General features: G+C 61.3%; 11 protein-coding genes. All 11 read left to right on the top strand.

The window, feature by feature from the left end; translation table 11 throughout:
* Position 1 precedes the first annotated feature (1 nt).
* The 11 genes from tagH (at position 2) to MARHY_RS17240 (ending at position 17,057) form a co-directional block, all read left to right on the top strand.
* Positions 2-1,312, top strand: a complete 1,311-nt coding sequence (gene tagH / locus MARHY_RS17290; protein ID WP_014422965.1) for a type VI secretion system-associated FHA domain protein TagH — start codon at positions 2-4, stop codon at positions 1,310-1,312.
* Positions 1,309-1,842 (top strand): type VI secretion system lipoprotein TssJ, encoded by a 534-nt coding sequence (gene tssJ, locus MARHY_RS17285; RefSeq protein WP_011787131.1) that lies wholly within the window; start codon positions 1,309-1,311, stop codon positions 1,840-1,842. The genes tagH and tssJ overlap by 4 nt, the downstream gene beginning before the upstream one ends.
* On the top strand, positions 1,842-3,176 hold the full coding sequence (gene tssK / locus MARHY_RS17280) for a type VI secretion system baseplate subunit TssK (protein ID WP_014422964.1): 1,335 nt from the start codon (positions 1,842-1,844) through the stop codon (positions 3,174-3,176). The genes tssJ and tssK overlap by 1 nt, the downstream gene beginning before the upstream one ends.
* A 3-nt stretch (positions 3,177-3,179) precedes the next feature.
* The gene (gene icmH, locus MARHY_RS17275; RefSeq protein ID WP_014422963.1) at positions 3,180-4,001 is read left to right on the top strand and encodes a type IVB secretion system protein IcmH/DotU; all 822 of its coding nucleotides are present in this window, start codon (positions 3,180-3,182) and stop codon (positions 3,999-4,001) included.
* A gap of 10 nt (positions 4,002-4,011) precedes the next feature.
* Entirely contained in the window at positions 4,012-6,654 is a 2,643-nt protein-coding gene (gene tssH, locus MARHY_RS17270) for a type VI secretion system ATPase TssH (protein ID WP_041655168.1), read from the top strand.
* Positions 6,655-6,993: 339 nt separating this feature from the next.
* Positions 6,994-8,559: a sigma-54 interaction domain-containing protein gene (locus tag MARHY_RS17265; RefSeq protein WP_014422961.1), complete on the top strand. Its 1,566-nt coding sequence runs from the start codon at positions 6,994-6,996 to the stop codon at positions 8,557-8,559.
* A complete protein-coding gene (gene vasI / locus MARHY_RS17260; RefSeq protein WP_041655166.1) occupies positions 8,556-9,191 on the top strand; it encodes a type VI secretion system-associated protein VasI in 636 nt (211 codons plus the stop codon). The genes MARHY_RS17265 and vasI overlap by 4 nt, the downstream gene beginning before the upstream one ends.
* A gap of 11 nt (positions 9,192-9,202) precedes the next feature.
* Complete coding sequence (gene tssA, locus MARHY_RS17255; protein ID WP_014422959.1) at positions 9,203-10,651, top strand: type VI secretion system protein TssA; 1,449 nt, start codon at positions 9,203-9,205, stop codon at positions 10,649-10,651.
* 27 nt (positions 10,652-10,678) lie between these two features.
* The gene (tssM, locus tag MARHY_RS17250) at positions 10,679-14,272 is read left to right on the top strand and encodes a type VI secretion system membrane subunit TssM (RefSeq protein WP_014422958.1); all 3,594 of its coding nucleotides are present in this window, start codon (positions 10,679-10,681) and stop codon (positions 14,270-14,272) included.
* Positions 14,273-14,375: 103 nt separating this feature from the next.
* Positions 14,376-16,499: a type VI secretion system Vgr family protein gene (locus tag MARHY_RS17245; protein WP_041655667.1), complete on the top strand. Its 2,124-nt coding sequence runs from the start codon at positions 14,376-14,378 to the stop codon at positions 16,497-16,499.
* An 18-nt stretch (positions 16,500-16,517) separates the two neighbouring features.
* Entirely contained in the window at positions 16,518-17,057 is a 540-nt protein-coding gene (locus tag MARHY_RS17240; protein WP_014422956.1) for a DUF4123 domain-containing protein, read from the top strand.
* Positions 17,058-17,083: the final 26 nt, after the last annotated feature.

Here is a 17,083-nt window from a genome sequence, read left to right as displayed (position 1 = left end):
CGTGGCACAACAAGCAGCAGAACTGACATTAGTGATCACCAACCCGACGGAAATCGGTGGTGGCGCCAGCATTGAACATAGCTTCGGAACCCGTGGCGGTTCCATCGGCACCGCGGCCAGCGACAGCTGGCAGCTTTCGCCTCACCGTACCGGCGCTGTCGCCGGCCATGCCGAGGTGCGTTACCTGGACGGTGGCTTCTGCCTGATTGATCGCAGTGGCCGGACCTACATCAACAGCAGCAGTCAGCCTGTGGGGCGGGGCCGTCGTGCCCGACTGAGCCACGGCGACACCGTGACCATAGGCCGCTACCAGATACGGGCCGAACTCTCCGGCGTCCCGGCGGCTGTCGGTGAAACCGACCACGACGCACGCGAAGATCATGGTCTGGTGGATGCGCCAGAGAATGGTTTACGGCATGCCGCTAACGAACAGAACCGGCCTGAAGGTCGCGAGCCTCTGGAGGGTTTGCAGCCGGCAGCCGGCGATCCGGTCAGCTGTGATCCGCTGGCGCCCTGGCAGCAAAAACCGACGCGCCCGGACGAGGAGGCTCCCGAGCTGCTGGCCAGCGACCAAGCCTGGTTTGCCCGTTCGGCTGAGGTTAGCGATGAGTACCGGGAGAACCGGGATGTGGCCATGGGTCTGCCGGTCACCCCACAACGCGAGCATAAGGAACGACAGGGAATGTCCGAAACGACACGAAACATGCGGGAGGTCAGCCGCCAGCACATCAGTGGTGCACCACTGCTCCGGGGGCTGGATGCGGATATTGATTTTGCCGACAGCGACGAAATGCGGCTGTTTCTGGAGGAAGCCGGCCAGACCCTGAAGGCAACGGTGGAAGGATTACTGGCGCTGCATCAGGGCGAAGACAGCCGTCACCAGGCGCTGCGCACCCGCTTGCAGCCCATCGAGGACAACCCGCTGCGGCTGGCCAACGACTATTCGGACACCATTCAGACTCTGTTTGCCGCCCAGCGCAGCCCGGTGCATCTGTCGGCCCCCGCCGCTGTCCGTGAGAGTCTGGAAAGCCTGAATCACCACCAGCAGGCCACCCGGGAAGCCATTCGCGAGGCGCTGGAAGCCATTCTGCACGCCTTCTCGCCGGAAGCCCTGTTGCGCCGGTTTCACGGCTATCGCCGTGGTTTGCAGGACAACGAAGACGAGGGCCGCTGGGCCTGGGATATGTACCAACACTATTACCGTGAACTGAAATCCAGTCGTCAGCAGGGTTTTGAACGCCTGTTCCAGGAAGTGTTCGACCAGGCTTATGACCAACACTTGCGCCAATTACAGAGGGAGAAACTGTTGTGAAGTACTGCAAATGGAGCTTGCTGGTTGTTGCTTTGATTCTCGCGGGGTGTAGCACCCCTTACAACGCGGTGACCAAGACCGCCAAGGTGCTCTGGGATCCTGATATTCCTGTTGGCTACCCGGAAGATTTGCCCAGCCGGGTGGATCTCACCATGCTGGCGGAACCGAACGTGAACCCGAATGAATCCCTGGCACCCACCCCCATTGCGTTTCAGGTGATTGAACTGCGGGACAGCTCGCTGCTGATGGCCGGCGATTTCGACCAGCTGTTGAACGACCTGGAGGACTCTCTGGGCCAGAACTACGTGGACCATAGCGATTACAGCCTCGTGCCCGGCCAGTTCAAATTTGTCGAGCCCTTTGAGGTCAGCACCGACACCCGCTACATCGCCGTGATCGCCTTCTACGCCTACCCGAACCTGTCCCAGTGGAAAAAAGTGGTGAAGGTCGACCCGATTGGCGGACGGTATCACCTGCTGGTGAACCTGCGCGAACGTGAAGTGCAACTCAGACGGTCGGATGAAAGCTAATGGCAGTCACGAATCGAGTGGTCTGGAGTGATGGGTTGTTCATCAAACCCCAGCACTTCCAGCAACAGCAACGCTATCTGGAACACCAGATCAACGAACGGGCTCTGGCCGTCTCGGACTATCTGTTCGGGTTCAGTGATCTGGAGCTCAATGCCGAATACCTGAGCTTTGGTCGGGTCGGACTGGTGCGGGCCTCTGGACTGTTTCCGGACGGAACCCGGTTCAACCTGCCCCAGGACGATGTGATGCCGGAGCCGCTGGAGATCACCGATGCCTCGGTGGCCAACCAGGTGGTCTATCTGGCTTTACCTCTGGGCAGCGATAGCCTGGCCGAAGTCGAATGGCCGGAAGCACCCGTGGCCGGCCGGTTCCAGGCGCAGCCGGTGGAAGTGCGGGATCTGCATTCCATTGACGGCGATGCTCACACCATCGATGTGGGGCGGGTGGCTCCGCGCCTGATGCTGGAGCGGGAAGACCGCAGTGCCTATGCAGCACTGGCCATTGGCCGGATTCTGGAAAAGCGCCCCGATGGCAGCCTGGTAATGGACCCGAACTTCCTGCCGACCATGCTCAGCGTGCGCTCGGCGCCAAGGCTTCAGCGCTTTGTCGGTGAGATGGCGGGTTTGATGCAGGAACGGGCCCGTAACATTGCCGAACGGGTGGGCGCGCCCGGGCAGGGTGGTGTCGCCGATGTCTCGGATTTCATGCTGCTGCAAATGCTGAACCGGGCGCATCCGCGTTTCATGCACCTGGCACGGCTGCGTCAGCTGCACCCGGAGCGTCTGTACGAAGCGCTTCTGGAGCTGTGTGGCGAGCTGGTCACCTTTACCGATGAAAGCCGTTTGCCGAGGGAATTCACCCCTTACGATCACGATCTGCCGGAAGGCTGTTTCAGCCCGCTGATGCAGATTCTGCGGCAGGCGTTGAGCACGGTCCTGGAACCCCGGGCGCTGTCGATTGCCCTGCAGCAGCGCCAGTATGGACTCACCGTCGCACCGGTTCAGGATGGCCAGTTGATGAACGACGCCGAGTTCATTCTGGCGGTCAAAGCCGATATGCCACTGGACGACCTGCGCAAACAGTTTGTTCAACAGTGCAAGGTGGCCTCTGTGGAGAAGATTCGGGATCTCATCAGCCTCCAGCTGCCGGGCATCCCACTGTCGGCACTTCCGGTGGCCCCGCGTCAGTTGCCCTACCACGCCGGCTTTGTGTATTTCCGATTGGACGATCAAAGCCAGGCCTGGCAGATGCTGGACAACGCCAGTGGATTTGCCTTCCACGTGGCGGGCAGCTTCCCGGGGCTGGAGATGCAATTCTGGGCAATCAGGAGCTAAATCATGGCAGATGCACCGGTAATGGACAGACCAGACAACACCAGGGATTCAGGTGATCGTGCATTCAGCGACCTTTTGTTTGCCGATAGCGGCGCCGGCCAGTCGCCGGTTGAATCCGATGACAGCAGCTTCCAGCTTCGTGGCCTGGAAGATAACCGGCTGATTGACGCCGCCACCCCGCTGCTGGGACTGGTTATTCGGGTGCGGCGACTGGCGGATTTCCGCGAGGTGGAAACTCTGTACCGGCAGGTAGTGGACGAAGTCGCCGCCGTTGACCGGGAACTGGTGGAGCAGGGCTATGAGCGCCCCACGGTGGTGGCCTACCGCTACGTGCTTTGCGCCTTCATCGACGAGGCTGTGCTGGGCACCGACTGGGGCGCCCACAGCGTCTGGTCTCAGCATTCGCTGCTCAGCCGATTCCATAACGAAACCTGGGGTGGCGAAAAGGTGTTTGCCATCCTGGCCCGCATGGAAAAAGAGCCGACTCGTTACCGGGACATGCTCGAGTTCATCTATCTGTGCCTGTGTCTGGGTTTTGAGGGTCGCTACAAGGTCATGGAAAACGGTCGGGACGAATACGAACAGGTGGTTCGTGGCCTCTATGACCAGCTTCGCGAACTGCGTGGCGACCGCGACAGCCGGCCGCTGGCCGATGCCACGGAAAACCTGATGCCGGCCCGCAACCGCCTGCGCAGCGGCCTGCCCTTGTGGGGTATTGGAGGCCTGTTCGTGGCGGCCATGGCCGGGATCTATTCGCTCTATAACATGGCGCTGAACGAACGCATCAGGGATGTGCTCAGCGTTCTGGAACAACTACCGAAATAAGGACATCATTGTGATTCGGGTAGAACTGCCGGCGCTGATCGGGCGCCTTAACGACATTTCACGCCAGGCTCTGGAAGCCTCCGCGGCCCTGTGCATCAGCCGTCAGGGCGCCGAGATTACCCCGGCGCACCTGCTGTTCAAACTGCTGGAAACGCCGTTCTCGGATGTGCGCCAGATTCTGGAACACACCGGCATCAACCACCAGCAACTGCAACCCGTGGTGGGTGACAGCCTGAACGGCGAACCTCAGACCGCCGAACCGTATCCGTCGTTCTCGCCGCTGCTGGTAGAACTGATGCAGGACGCCTGGCTGCTGGCCTCCACCGAACTCGGCCATACCGAACTGCGTTCCGGCGCGGTGTTCCTGGCCCTGCTGATGAACGCCGATCGCTACTTGATGCCCCGGGTGGCGCAGGCGCTGGTGGACATCAACCGGGAACAGCTGCGCAAGCAGTTTGATCGGGTAACCGAGGGTTCTGTGGAGCGTCCGCAGCTGACGGAAAGCGGTGGTGCCAGGCCAGCGGTTGAATCCGATATGGACCCGCTCAAACGTTATGCCACTGACTTCACCAAGCTGGCCCGGGAAGACAAACTGGACCCCGTGGTGTGTCGCGATGCCGAGATCGATCAGATGATCGATATCCTATGCCGTCGCCGCAAGAACAACCCCATCGTGGTGGGCGACGCTGGCGTGGGCAAAAGCGCCGTGGTGGAGGGCCTGGCCCTGCGCATCGTCAACGGCGACGTGCCGGACCGCCTGAAGAACGTCGAACTCTGGACCCTGGACATGGGTGCCCTGCAGGCCGGTGCCTCGGTGAAGGGCGAGTTTGAAAAACGCCTGAAGGGCGTGATCGAAGCCGTGAAAGGTTCGGCGACCCCGATCATCCTGTTCATCGACGAAGCTCACACCCTGATCGGTGCGGGTAACAGCGAAGGTGGCTCCGACGCTGCCAACCTGCTGAAGCCAGCCCTGGCCCGTGGCGAACTGCGCACCATTGCTGCCACCACCTGGCGCGAGTACAAGAAATACTTCGAAAAAGACCCGGCTCTCAGCCGCCGGTTCCAACCGGTGGCCCTGGACGAGCCAACGCCGGGCGAAGCAGTCCACATCCTCCGTGGCCTGCGCACGGTCTACGAAAAAGCCCATCAGGTACTGATCGCCGACAGCGCCCTTAAAGCCGCCGCAGAAATGTCCGCCCGTTACCTGGCCGGTCGCCAGCTGCCGGACAAGGCCATCGATGTTCTCGATACCGCCTGCGCCCGGGTCAGCCTGAACCTGAGTACACCGCCACGCCGTCTCAGTCATGTGCGCAGTGAACTGCACCAACTGGCCATGGAACAGGAGCTTCTGAGCCGGGAACACACGCTTGGCCAGAACGTGGATGCCGAGCGCGAACAGGCCCTGGAGCAGAAGATTGCTGACCTGACCGCCGAATCCGGAGCGCTGGAACAAAGCTGGAATGACCAGAGGGAGCTTGTTGCCCGGCTGGTCGAGATCCGTGAACAGCTGTTGGTGGGGGATGTCGAGCGCGAAACCGCCGATGATGTTGCTGTTGAGTTGGCCGAGAGCGATCACGAAGAACGCCCGGACCTGAAAAGCGAAGCCGCCGCCATCGAACAGGAACTGGCTGAACTCCAGGCCGACGAACCGTTGGTACACGCCCGGGTGGACGCCCGCCAGGTAGCCGAAGTCATCGCTGACTGGACCGGCATCCCGGTCAACCGCATGACCACCGACGAGCTGGAAAAAATCACCCACCTGCCGGCGTACCTGCAGGCCCATATCAAAGGCCAGGACACGGCCATCGACTGCCTGCACCAGCACCTGCTCACCGCCCGCGCCGACTTGCGCCGGCCGGGTCGCCCCATGGGCGCCTTCCTGCTGGTGGGCCCCAGTGGTGTGGGTAAAACCGAAACCGTGGTACAACTGGCTGAACTGCTCTACGGCGGCCGCCAGTTCCTCACCACCATCAACATGTCCGAATATCAGGAGAAACACACTGTCTCCCGTCTGATCGGCTCGCCCCCAGGCTACGTCGGATTCGGAGAAGGGGGCATCCTCACCGAAGCCATCCGCCAGAAGCCTTATTCCGTGGTGCTGCTCGACGAAGTCGAAAAAGCCCACCCGGAAGTGCTTAACCTTTTCTACCAGGCTTTCGACAAAGGCGAACTGGCTGACGGAGAAGGCCGGTTGATCGACTGCAAAAACGTGGTCTTTTTCCTGACCTCCAACCTCGGCTTCCAGACCATCGTCAACCACGCCGAAGAGCCGGAGAAAATCGAAGAAGCCCTGTACCCGGAACTGGCCAACTTCTTCAAGCCGGCATTGCTGGCGCGGATGGAAGTGGTGCCCTACCTGCCGCTGGGTGAAGACACTCTCAACCGCATCGTTGAGGACAAACTCCAGCGCCTGGCGGATCAGATTCAAGCTCGCTACCACACCGAGGTGGAACTGGAAGACGGCCTGGTCGAAGCCATCCGCAGCCGCGCCACCAGAAGTGAAAACGGCGCGCGGATGCTGGAGTCGATCATCGAAGGCGAACTGCTGCCACCGGTGTCGCTGGCGTTGCTGGAAAAACTGGCGGCCAGGGAGCCGGTGACGAAGGTGAAACTGGGTGTGGAAGAAAACAGATTTACAGGAACCGTCGCTTAGCCTGGAGGCCTCCTGAATCGTAGTGCACCGTGGGGTTGAGCTTTCCAAAACCCTGCGGAGCCATGGGTGAAGGGCGAAAGCCCTTCACGGGTTGGCCAGGGATGGCCAAGACAGGATCCTCACTGCGACGCAGGAGCAGAAAGCAGTGAGGGGCGGAGCGGAGCCTACAGGGATGTATTCACGGCGTGTTTTGGAAAGCTCAACCCCACGGTGTGCGGGCGGCGAGCGATGAGGGAGCGTACAAGGATGTATTCACAGCGTGTTTTGGAAAGCCACCCCGCAGGATGCGCGGGCGACGATCTCCTAAGTAATTATTCTGGGAATGAAAGCATGGGAAGGATGCAGAAGGAACTGCACACCGGCATCGATCTGGCGGTGGCACTGATCAAACAGGACACATTGCCAGCGCTGTTGAACACCGCCACCCGCCAACTCGAAAGCGCCTTCGGGCTCAGCAAGTGCTGGGCGCTGGAACTCGACCTCAGCGGCCGGACCCTGCACTGCAGCAAACTGGACGAAGCGGGCGAGTTTGATTGTAACGACTTCAGCCACCCCTTTGCCCACGTGCTGCAGACAGGCCAGCCGCGGGAACTCACCCGTGCTGCCAGCTATCGCCTGGATCATGCCGGCTTCCAGACGCTCCTGGAACTCAGTGGCCGCCCAAGAAGCTTCTGGCTGGAGCCACTAAAAGGCGAAGATGGCCGCACCCTCGGCATGCTCGTGTTGTGCGGCGACCATCCTGACTGGCAGGGCATCGTTACGCAGCCACTGTACAGCGGCCTGAAGCAACTGCTGGTGCATCAATGGATCAGCCAGCTGCAAACCCGTGACCAGGTGTGGCAACGGCGGCTGCTCAAGCGCTCCCTGGACCACCTGCACGATGCCGAAAGCCTGCGCCAGCGCTGCAGCCAGTTAGCCTATACCCTGGTTGGCAATTCCGAAGCCATGACCCACCTCCGGGCCCAGGTGGTGCGAGCGGCTGGCAGCCAGCTGTCTGTGCTGATTCAGGGCGAAACCGGTTGTGGCAAAGATGTGGTGGCCCGGGGCATCCACGATATGTCCGACCGTGCCAGTGGGCCTCTGGTGGTGGTCAACTGTGCCGCCATCCCGGACACCTTGCTGGAGAGTGAACTGTTTGGTCACACCAAGGGTGCCTTCTCCGGTGCCGACCAGGCCAAAGAAGGTCTGCTGGCCCAGGCCAACGGCGGCACCCTGTTTCTGGATGAGATTGGCGATATGCCCATGGCACTGCAATCCAAATTGTTGCGGGTGCTGGAAAGCCGACAGTTCCGGCCATTGGGTGCCCGGGAAGAGCAACATTCGGATTTCCGCCTGGTGGCGGCCACCCATCAGCCGCTTCAGGAGGGCATTGAGGATGGCGGGTTCAGGCGGGACCTGTTCTACCGCCTCAGCCAGTTTCCCCTGCGCGTTCTGCCACTGCGGGAACGCAGTGAAGATCTGGAAGCGCTCAGCCGTCACTTCATCCGGCTCTACACCGAGCGCGAGGGCAGTGGCCCGCTGGGCATCAGCAGCCATGCCCTGAGCGCGCTGGCCGACTACCACTTCCCGGGCAATGTCCGGGAACTGCGCAACATCATCGAACTGGCCTGTCTGCAGACCCCGGCCGGTGACGACATTCAGCCGGAAGTCCTGCGCCTGGACGATCTGTTTGCAGACTCCCCGGAGTCGACCATGGCCTTCGTGGAAGCCAAAACCATCCCGGGCGTTCCTCCGGCCGATGATATCCGAGACCTGAAAGCCGCCGCCCAGGCCTTTGAGGCCGCCATCATCCGCGAACGTCTGCGCCAGTATGGCGGCAATCGCGCCCAGGCCGCGGAAAGCCTGGGCCTGCCAAAACGCACACTGGCCCATAAATGTCTGAAGTATCAGGTAACCGACGTATGACCCTGAAAGACCTGCACCGATTGCCCTTGATGGTCCTGTTGCTGGTGAGTACCAGTAGTTGGGCCGATACCCGCCTGGCGGAAGCCCGGGCCTGCACTGAACAACCGAACCGGCTGGAACGTCTGGCCTGTTTTGATGAGGTGTTCGGTACGCCGTTGGCGCAGTACGAGGCCGGCCAGCATCCGGCATTGGTGAACCAGTCGGAGCGCTGGCGCCGAGTGTTTGCACAGGCCAGCGGGAACGATGCCGGCGGGGTGGTCTATCGCGACACCGGCAGCGCGGCGGGTCATCTGGTGACGGTGACCGCGCTCGGGGTAAAACCTCCACGCCCGGTGCTGTCGCTGCAGTGCCACAACAACATCACCGAACTGGCCATCATGCTGCCGGAGCCACTGGATCGCGAGCGAGTGGACGTAACTCTGGGGCCCCATCGGGCACATTGGCGGGTTCGCGATGAAGGTTTGGTCGTCAGCGCGGGTCGCGGCCTGCCCGCTATCCGCACCGTACTGGATGTGGTCAACCAGCCGGATGTGCGCCTGCAGGCGGGGGTTCGGGAGCTTGATGGCCTGCTGTTTGACCTCAACGGCTTTGCTGAGGCGATCAAGCCTTTGCGCCAGACCTGTGGCTGGTAAGGAGTGATGGCATGCAGGTGATTGAACAGCATCCTTACGTGGATCAGGTACTGAACGCGATTCCGGGAGACACCGGGGTAGGCGAAAGCCTGGCTGAAGACAGCACGCTGGAGTTTCTCGAAGACGAGATCATGAAAGTGGGCTCGCTGGCCCACAACGACATCGACTGGCACAAGGTTGAAAGTGAAGCACTGAAACTGCTGGCGGATCGCAGCAAGGACATCAAGGTGCTGGGTTTTGTCATGCTCAGCCTGCAACGCGGCGGCGATGGTGAACGGTTTGCCCTGTCGCTGTACCTGCTGCATCGGGTGCTGGACGACTGGTGGGAGAACGCCTGGCCCTATCCCGGTGCCAAGGGGCAGCGGGCCCGCAAGATGCTGTTTACCCAGATGCTGCAGCGGGCCCTTAAAGCGGTTGAGAGCCTGAACTTTGATGCCAGCGTAGGAGATGGTCGTCAGTTCTGTCTGGACCTGGTTGAGAAACTGGACACCCAGGCGAAAGACCGGGATTTGCCTGACGACGCCCTGTTCGACCTGAAGCGGGCCGTGGAAAAGTTGCCCAAGCCGGACCAGGCCACCGCGCCCCGGACGGCGTCTGAAAGCTCCCCGACAAACAAACAGGAGAGCACGGCCAGCTCATCGCCCTCCAGCTCGGCCAGTTCCAACACTACGGCCGCGTCGCTGGGCAATCTGACACTGGACCCGAGTAATGAGCGTGCGACCCGGCAGAGTCTGCTCAAGGTCGCCGAGCTGCTGACCAGCAGCGAACCGGACAACGCCCTGGGCTACCGGATGCGTCGGTATGCCATCTGGCAGAGTATCACCAGCCTGCCGCCAACCCGGGATGGCAAGCGCACAGATCTGGCAGCCGTCAGCGCAGACCGGGTGGCCGAGTACAGGGAAGCTCTGGAGAAAACACCGGACCTGGAACTTTGGCAGCGCATTGAACAAAGCCTGTCGGTCAGCCCGTTCTGGCTCGATGGCCACTGGCTCAGCGCCCGGGCGGCCATGGCCCTTGGCAATACCGATTGCGCGGAGGCCATCCGGGAAGCCCTGAAAGCGTTTGTCGACCGCCTGCCGCAACTGGCCGAGCTCACCTTCAACGATGGCACACCGTTTCTCAGTGACGATGGTGCAGATTGGTTGCACACAGCCCCGGCAGCTGGCAAAGGAACGGGCGCAGGTGCCAATCCCTGGGAGCAGGCATTCGACGGTGCGCTTGAGCTGGTGCGGCAGAACAAACTGGCGCCGGCCATGGAACTGCTGGAACAGGGTCTGGCCGATGCCCGGGAGCCGCGCGAGCGCTTCTACTGGCGCCTGGCTACGGCCCGGCTACTCAAGGAAACCGGCCTGAAAGCCCTGGCCGCCGAACAGATTCAGGATCTGAAAAACCAGATCCAGGGGCGGGTTCTCGAAGACTGGGAACCGGCTCTTGTAAAACAACTGGAACGACTGGCGTAACGCCCGCAAGACGCAACGAACGCAGGAATGGATACCATGTGGAGAAAAGCATTACTCATTGGTCGTTGGCTTCTGCCCTACATCCGCAGCGCCGCCCCCGTCACCCTGGCTCTGGGGGTGATCGCCCTGCTGGTAGCCACCTGGTGGCTGGGGCCACGCCTGGAAATCAACGGCGACTACCCGTTGATGGCCTGGCAGATGCGTGCTCTGGTCACCCTCGGGGTGGTCCTGCTGGTTGTGATGGTCTGGGGCACCGTGCTGGCCCGTCGCCTGGGTAAAGTGAACAAGGCCAAGGCCGAGGAGCAGCGGGAGCAGGAAGACCCGATTCTGCCCATGGAGCGTCGCCAACAGCGGCTGCTGGACCGCCAGCTGCAGGCGTTGAAAAGCAATCTGCCGGGTCGCAAGGGCCTGTACCGTCTGCCCTGGTATCTGGTGATGGGCCTGGAAGATGCCGGTAAGACCAGCCTGATTCAGCGTGCCGGGCAAACCTATACCCTGACCAACGTCACCCGTAACAACCGGGGCGACCGTAACCCGTTCAGTTTTGACTGGTGGATTGGCGACAACGGTGTCCTGATCGACCCCGATGGCGAACTGCTGAGCCAGAACCAGGGCGAGGGTGCCACCGGGGAAATTCAGAGCCGGCTATGGAACCACTTTATCGCTTGGCTGGAACGCAGCCGGCCCCAGCGGCCGCTCAATGGCGTTATCCTGGCTGTGGATCTTGCGCGCCTGAGCGCCGCCAACGAACAACAGCGTGAAGCCCACGCCATTCTGCTGCGCACCCGCCTGCGGGAGCTGATGGAACAGCTTGGGTCCCGGCTGCCGGTGTATGTAACCTTCACCAAGATGGACCTGATGTACGGTTTTGCGCCGTTTGTCCGTACTCTCAGCAAAGCTGAGAAGGATAAGGCCCTGGGGTTCACCTTCAGGCTGGACGGCCAGCAGGATCAGGACCAGTGGCTGGAACAGTTTGCCGAGCGTTACGCCGATATGGTGGATGAGCTCACCGAACGCCTGCCGGACGTGCTGGCCAACACCCGTGATAACGAAGAACGGGCGGCCGCTTATTCGTTCACCCGCCAGTTGGCGGGCCTGAAGCCGGCCCTGGAGCAGTTCCTGACGGATTTGCTGTCGGCGGATGCCTTCTCCACACCGGCACTGGTACGCGGCACCTACTTCACCTCGGTGTTGCAGGAAGGTGTGCCCGAGGACGCCTTTGTCTCCGCTGCTGCCCGGAACTACCAGATGTCGGACCCGATTCAGCCGGCCCAGCGTGGTGGCCAGTCTGCGAGCCTGTTCACCAAGGGGCTGTTCCCCGAAATCATCTATCCGGAGGCGGGCCTGGCCGGGGATAACCGGCGGGTGGTGCGCCAGCGTCATCGTCGGGTGGCCGTTGCCGCCGTGGTGGCCCTGGCCGCTGGTGCGGGCATGACGGCGGGCTGGCAGCATTATTTTCTCCAGAATGCTGAAGCCGCCGCCCAGGTGGAAAATCGGGTGAAAAGCTATCTGAACGACTGGCAGCCGGTTGGCTACGAGCCGGACACCACCGGCCGTAATCTGCTGCAACCGCTGGATGAGCTGCGGGATGCCACTCTGGCCTTCGGCGATTACCGCAAGGAGTGGCCGCTGGTGACCGATATGGGGCTGTACCAGGGCCACAAGGTGGGCCCGGAAGTGGATAAGGCCTACCTGAACATGTTGGCCTATCAATACCTGCCTGCGCTGATGTTTGGTGTGATGGAGGAAATGGGCCAGGCCCCGGATAACAGCACTGAGCGGCTCGAACACCTGCGCGTGCTGCGGATGCTTTACGATGCCAGCGGCCGCCGTACCGACATCGTGTCCGGTTACATGCGTGAATACTGGCAGGCCCGTTTCCCCGGCCAGCGCGATGTGCAGAATCGCCTGTATGGGCACCTGCAATACGCCATGGCCCACACCGACCTGTCGGACCTGGCTGCCAACGGCGACCCAACCGCCACTATGGCTCTGGCGCCCTTCCGCAGCAGTGTTGAATGGGCACAGCACGAACTTGGTCGTATCAGCACCTCAGACCGCGTATACCGCGAGCTGGAGAACGAGGCCAGCCGTGATTTCCCGACCCCTCTGGAACTGGCCCGCAGCTCCGGCCCGGCGTTCTCGACCGTGTTCACTCGCCTGGACAGTTACGGCGAGCCGCTTGCCGAGGATGTGCCGTCTGCTGAGGATCCACTCTCGATCCCGGCGTTGTTGACCCGGGAGGGCCTTGAAAAATGGTTCCTGCGGGAATCCGGATCGGTCACTGAACTGGCCTTGATTGACGCCTGGGTGCTGGGCCGAAGGGATGATGTCGATTTCAGCAAGGCCGATGAAGCCGAACTGCTGGCCAGCCTGCAAACGCTGTACGCCGAGCACTATGCCGAGGCCTGGCGCACAGCGCTGAGCCGGCTGGATATCCATCGGTTTGAGGATCTCAACCACGGCGTTCGTATTCTCGACAGCCTGACCAGCGGCCATCAGCCACTGGCCCGATTGCTGGCGCAGGTGCGGGAAAACACTCGCCTGATTCCGGTAGGTGAAGGCGAAGCGGAAGCCGCACGCAAGTTGCTTGAGCAATCTCCCCATTACCGCATGCTGCAGGACATAGAGCGCCAGTTCAGCGATCTGAACCAGCTTACCCGCAAGCAGGGTGAGGAGCAGTCTGGGCTGGAGGAAGTCATGCTGGTGGTGGCGGAGCTGCATGAATACATGCGAAACATCCAGGAATCCCCGGATACCGGCAAAGCCGCCCTCAGTGCCGCTCGTGCCCGCATGGGCCTGCAGGGCGCCGACCCTATCTTCACCCTGCAGCGCATGGCCGGCCATCAGCCGGAACCCCTGAACCGGATACTGAACCGCCTGGCCACCGAAAGCTGGCGGGTGGTTCTGGACAGTGCGGTGGCCCAGTTGGAGCGTGACTGGTATCGCGAGGTTTACCAGCCTTTCCAGCAGAACCTGGCCCGGCATTATCCGTTTACCCAGGGGGCAGGGCGTGATGCCGCGCTGCAGGACTTCGAGCGCTTCTTCGCGCCGGACGGTATTCTGGAGACTTTCTACAACGACAACCTGAAGCTGTTCCTGGAAGACCATCCGGAACATGTGGGTGATGCCCGCCGGGCCAGCCTGGTGCGCCGGGACGTGGTTGCTGCGCTGGACCGTGCCCGGCAGATTCGCCAGGCGTTCTTTACCCGCAGCGGTACGCTGGATGTGGAATTCGCGCTGGAACCCCTGAACCTCAGCAACAACAAACGTCGCTCGGTGGTGAACATCGATGGCCAGCTGGTGGAGTTCTCCCATGGTCCCAGCCAGAGCATTCCGCTGGTATGGCCGAACACCCTGCGGGACACCGTGGAGAGTCGGGTAACGCTGGTGCCGATCCAGGTTAACCGCTCGCCCCGGAGCATTTCCGAGAGCGGTCCCTGGGCACTGTTCCGGTTGTTGGGTAAGGCGGACATCACCGGTGTCAGCAGCAATGCGGTGGACGTGAAGTTCACGGTGGATGACGGGGAAATGCGTTATCGCCTGCACGCGGCCAGCAATACCAACCCGTTCACAGAGCAATTGCTCTCAGGGTACCGCATACCCCGCAGCTTGTATTAAACTGTGTTCCGTCGCCCGGGTATGTGTGCCCGGGTTGGCGGGAGCCGGCACCCGGATGGCGCAGGCTGAAAACGGATACATTCAATCTTCAGGGATCGAAGTCATGCCCCAGGCAAGCGGATTGCAGTTCACCGCCCGTGTAGGCGAATTCCCCTCGGACCACTTTGTCGTTGTCGGCTTCGCGCTGACCGAACGGCTGTCTGATCTGTTCCATGGCCGGTTGCAACTGGCCAGCACCGACCCGGATGTGGCCGCCGCCGATGTACTGGAACAACCGGTAGACCTGGTGGTGTGGCAGGACGGCCAGCCCCTGCGCCGGTTCACCGGCGTGGTGAACGAATTTATGCGGGGTGACACCGGCCACCGCCGCACCCGCTACGAAGTGGTCATCCAGCCGCCCCTGTGGCGCCTGGGCCTGATGCACAACAGCCGCATCTTCCAGACCCAGACCACCGACGCCATCGTGCGCACCCTGCTCGAAGAGCGGGGCATTGTGGATTCCATCTTCGACTTCAAACGCCCACCGGAAGAACGGGAATACTGCGTCCAGCACCGGGAAACCGACCTGCAGTTCCTGGAACGCCTGGCCGCCGAAGAAGGCTGGCACTACCGCTACCAGCACGGCAGCGTGGATGGCGAAGAACAACCGGCACTGATTCTTGCCGACCACCACGGCGACGCCCCGAAACTGAACCCGGTTACCTGCAACACCAAAGCCGGTGGCAGCACAAAGCAGGCCTGCGTGTTCCAGTTCGCCTACGAAGAACGGGTCAAAGCCGCCTCCGTGGCCATGAAAGACTACACCTTCAAGAACCCCGCCTACGCCCTGATGCACGAACAAAGTGCCGGCGGTGTTAACCACCGGGAAGACTACCAGCACTACGACTACCCCGGCCGTTACAAAGCCGACGCCAGCGGCCAGCCGTTCACCCAGAACAAACTGGATGCGCTTAGAAACGACGCATCCATGGCCAACGGCAAAAGCAACCGCCCGGATTTCACCCCCGGCGCCAAAGTGGAACTGCAGGACCACGACAGCCAGACCCTGAACCGGGAATGGCTGCTCACCGCTATTACCCACACCGGCAAACAGCCCCAGGCCCTGGAAGAAGAGGGTGGCAGTGAGCCCACCAGCTACCACAACACCTTCAGCGCCATCCCGGCCGACAAAACCTGGCGCCCGCTGTGCAACCACAAACCCGTGATGGACGGCCCCCAGATGGCCCTCGTCACCGGCCCGGAGGGGGAAGAAATCCACTGCGACCAGTACGGCCGGGTAAAAGTAAGATTCCCTTGGGACCGCTATTCCAAGAACGACGAACACTCAAGCGCCTGGCTGCGCGTGGCCCAGGGCTGGGCCGGCGGCCAGTACGGCTTCATGGCCTTGCCCAGAATCGGCCATGAAGTGATTGTCTCCTTCCTGGACGGCGACCCGGACCAGCCCATCATCACCGGAAGAACCTACCACGCCACCAACACACCGCCGTACGCGCTGCCGGAACACAAAACCCGGACCACCCTGAAGACCAAAACCCACAAGGGGGAGGGCAGCAACGAACTGCGGTTTGAAGATGAAGCCGGCGAAGAACAGGTCTACGTGCACGCCCAGAAAGACCTGGACCTGCTGACGAAAAACAACCGTACCGAAGTCATCAGGAACGACAGCCACCTGACGGTGGAAAACAACCGCTTCAGCCACACCAAAGGCAACAGCCATCACACCGTGGACGGCGAAAAGCGCGAGCAAACCGGCAAAGACCACAGCTTCAATGTCACCGGTACTCTGCACCTGAAAGCCGGCACCGCCTGGCTCAGCAATTCCGGCACCGAACTGCACATCAAAGCCGGCCAGAAAGCCGTGATCGAAGCCGGCGCTGAGATCACCCTGAAAGCCGGCGGCAGCTTCGTAAAGATCGATCCCAGTGGCGTGGCCATGGGGGGCGCGAGTATCAAGATGAATGCCGGTGGGGCTGCAGGTAAAGGCAGTGGGCAGAAGGTGCAGGTGCCGGAGATGCCGGGGTTGGTGACGGCTGCTGGCGGGGCAGTGGCGCCGGAGGCGTTGGCGGAGGTTAGCCAGAGAGCGAATGCTCAGCCAAAAGCCATCGTTGCCCACCGACTGAAACAGGCTCGGATGAATCGAACGGCTATTGTTGAGCAGTGCCAGCAGAAACCCGATGGCACTTGTCCGCTTGGGAACTGTCCTTGCGGTAAGAATCAGACAGCGTGATACGTGAAGGAGCCCATTGTGGTATTTGCACAACCTTCGACTGACAAGGTGCGTTTTTTAGTGCTGGAGGCGCAGCAGAAACCATCAGTTGTGCGGTCTTTGTATGAACAGACAGACGCTCCGAAGTGGCTTTATCTGTTTGCTGAGACTGACTGGCAACAGTACCTGGCCGAAAGCCCCGTTGTTCTGGAGGCTAAACAGCAGAGCCCGGAGTATCAGTGGGCTTTGAAGGGCTTGAAAGAAGGGCGGCTTATCGGGCTGATTCTGGAGTCCTCTGAGAGCCTTGAGTCCGTGACGAGTTGGCTAAGGGCTCGCTTGACAGTGCGCTTTGACGGGGAACGACAGGGCCTGCTGCGACTTTACGACCCTGAGGTATGGCAACGCTTATCTCCGGGTACTCAAGACCAGGCGGATGTGATTGAACGGGTTATTTATTGGTACGGAGAAAGCGGTCAGGAACGTTGGCAAACCACCGACAGACCAAGTCTGTTCACTATGTTGCCCGTACCAACGCTTTCAGAAACTCAGTGGCAGGCATTGAACACGCCTGAGGCCTGAGTCCGAATTGATACGTTTAGAATGCA

Origin of the sequence: Marinobacter nauticus ATCC 49840, assembly GCF_000284615.1 — a bacterium.
Classification (GTDB): Bacteria; Pseudomonadota; Gammaproteobacteria; order Pseudomonadales; family Oleiphilaceae; genus Marinobacter; species Marinobacter nauticus.
Note: the sequence above shows the minus strand (reverse complement) of the source record. Positions and strands in the feature narration are given on the sequence as shown.

What these genes read in the sequence shown, in the direction of transcription:
- tssK (WP_014422964.1), top strand. Translation starts at nt 1,842, where the DNA reads ATGGCAGTCACGAATCGAGTGGTCTGGAGTGATGGGTTGTTCATCAAA.
- tssA (WP_014422959.1), top strand. Translation starts at nt 9,203, where the DNA reads ATGCAGGTGATTGAACAGCATCCTTACGTGGATCAGGTACTGAACGCG.
- vasI (WP_041655166.1), top strand. Translation starts at nt 8,556, where the DNA reads ATGACCCTGAAAGACCTGCACCGATTGCCCTTGATGGTCCTGTTGCTG.
- tssM (WP_014422958.1), top strand. Translation starts at nt 10,679, where the DNA reads ATGGATACCATGTGGAGAAAAGCATTACTCATTGGTCGTTGGCTTCTG.
- MARHY_RS17265 (WP_014422961.1), top strand. Translation starts at nt 6,994, where the DNA reads ATGCAGAAGGAACTGCACACCGGCATCGATCTGGCGGTGGCACTGATC.
- icmH (WP_014422963.1), top strand. Translation starts at nt 3,180, where the DNA reads ATGGCAGATGCACCGGTAATGGACAGACCAGACAACACCAGGGATTCA.
- MARHY_RS17245 (WP_041655667.1), top strand. Translation starts at nt 14,376, where the DNA reads ATGCCCCAGGCAAGCGGATTGCAGTTCACCGCCCGTGTAGGCGAATTC.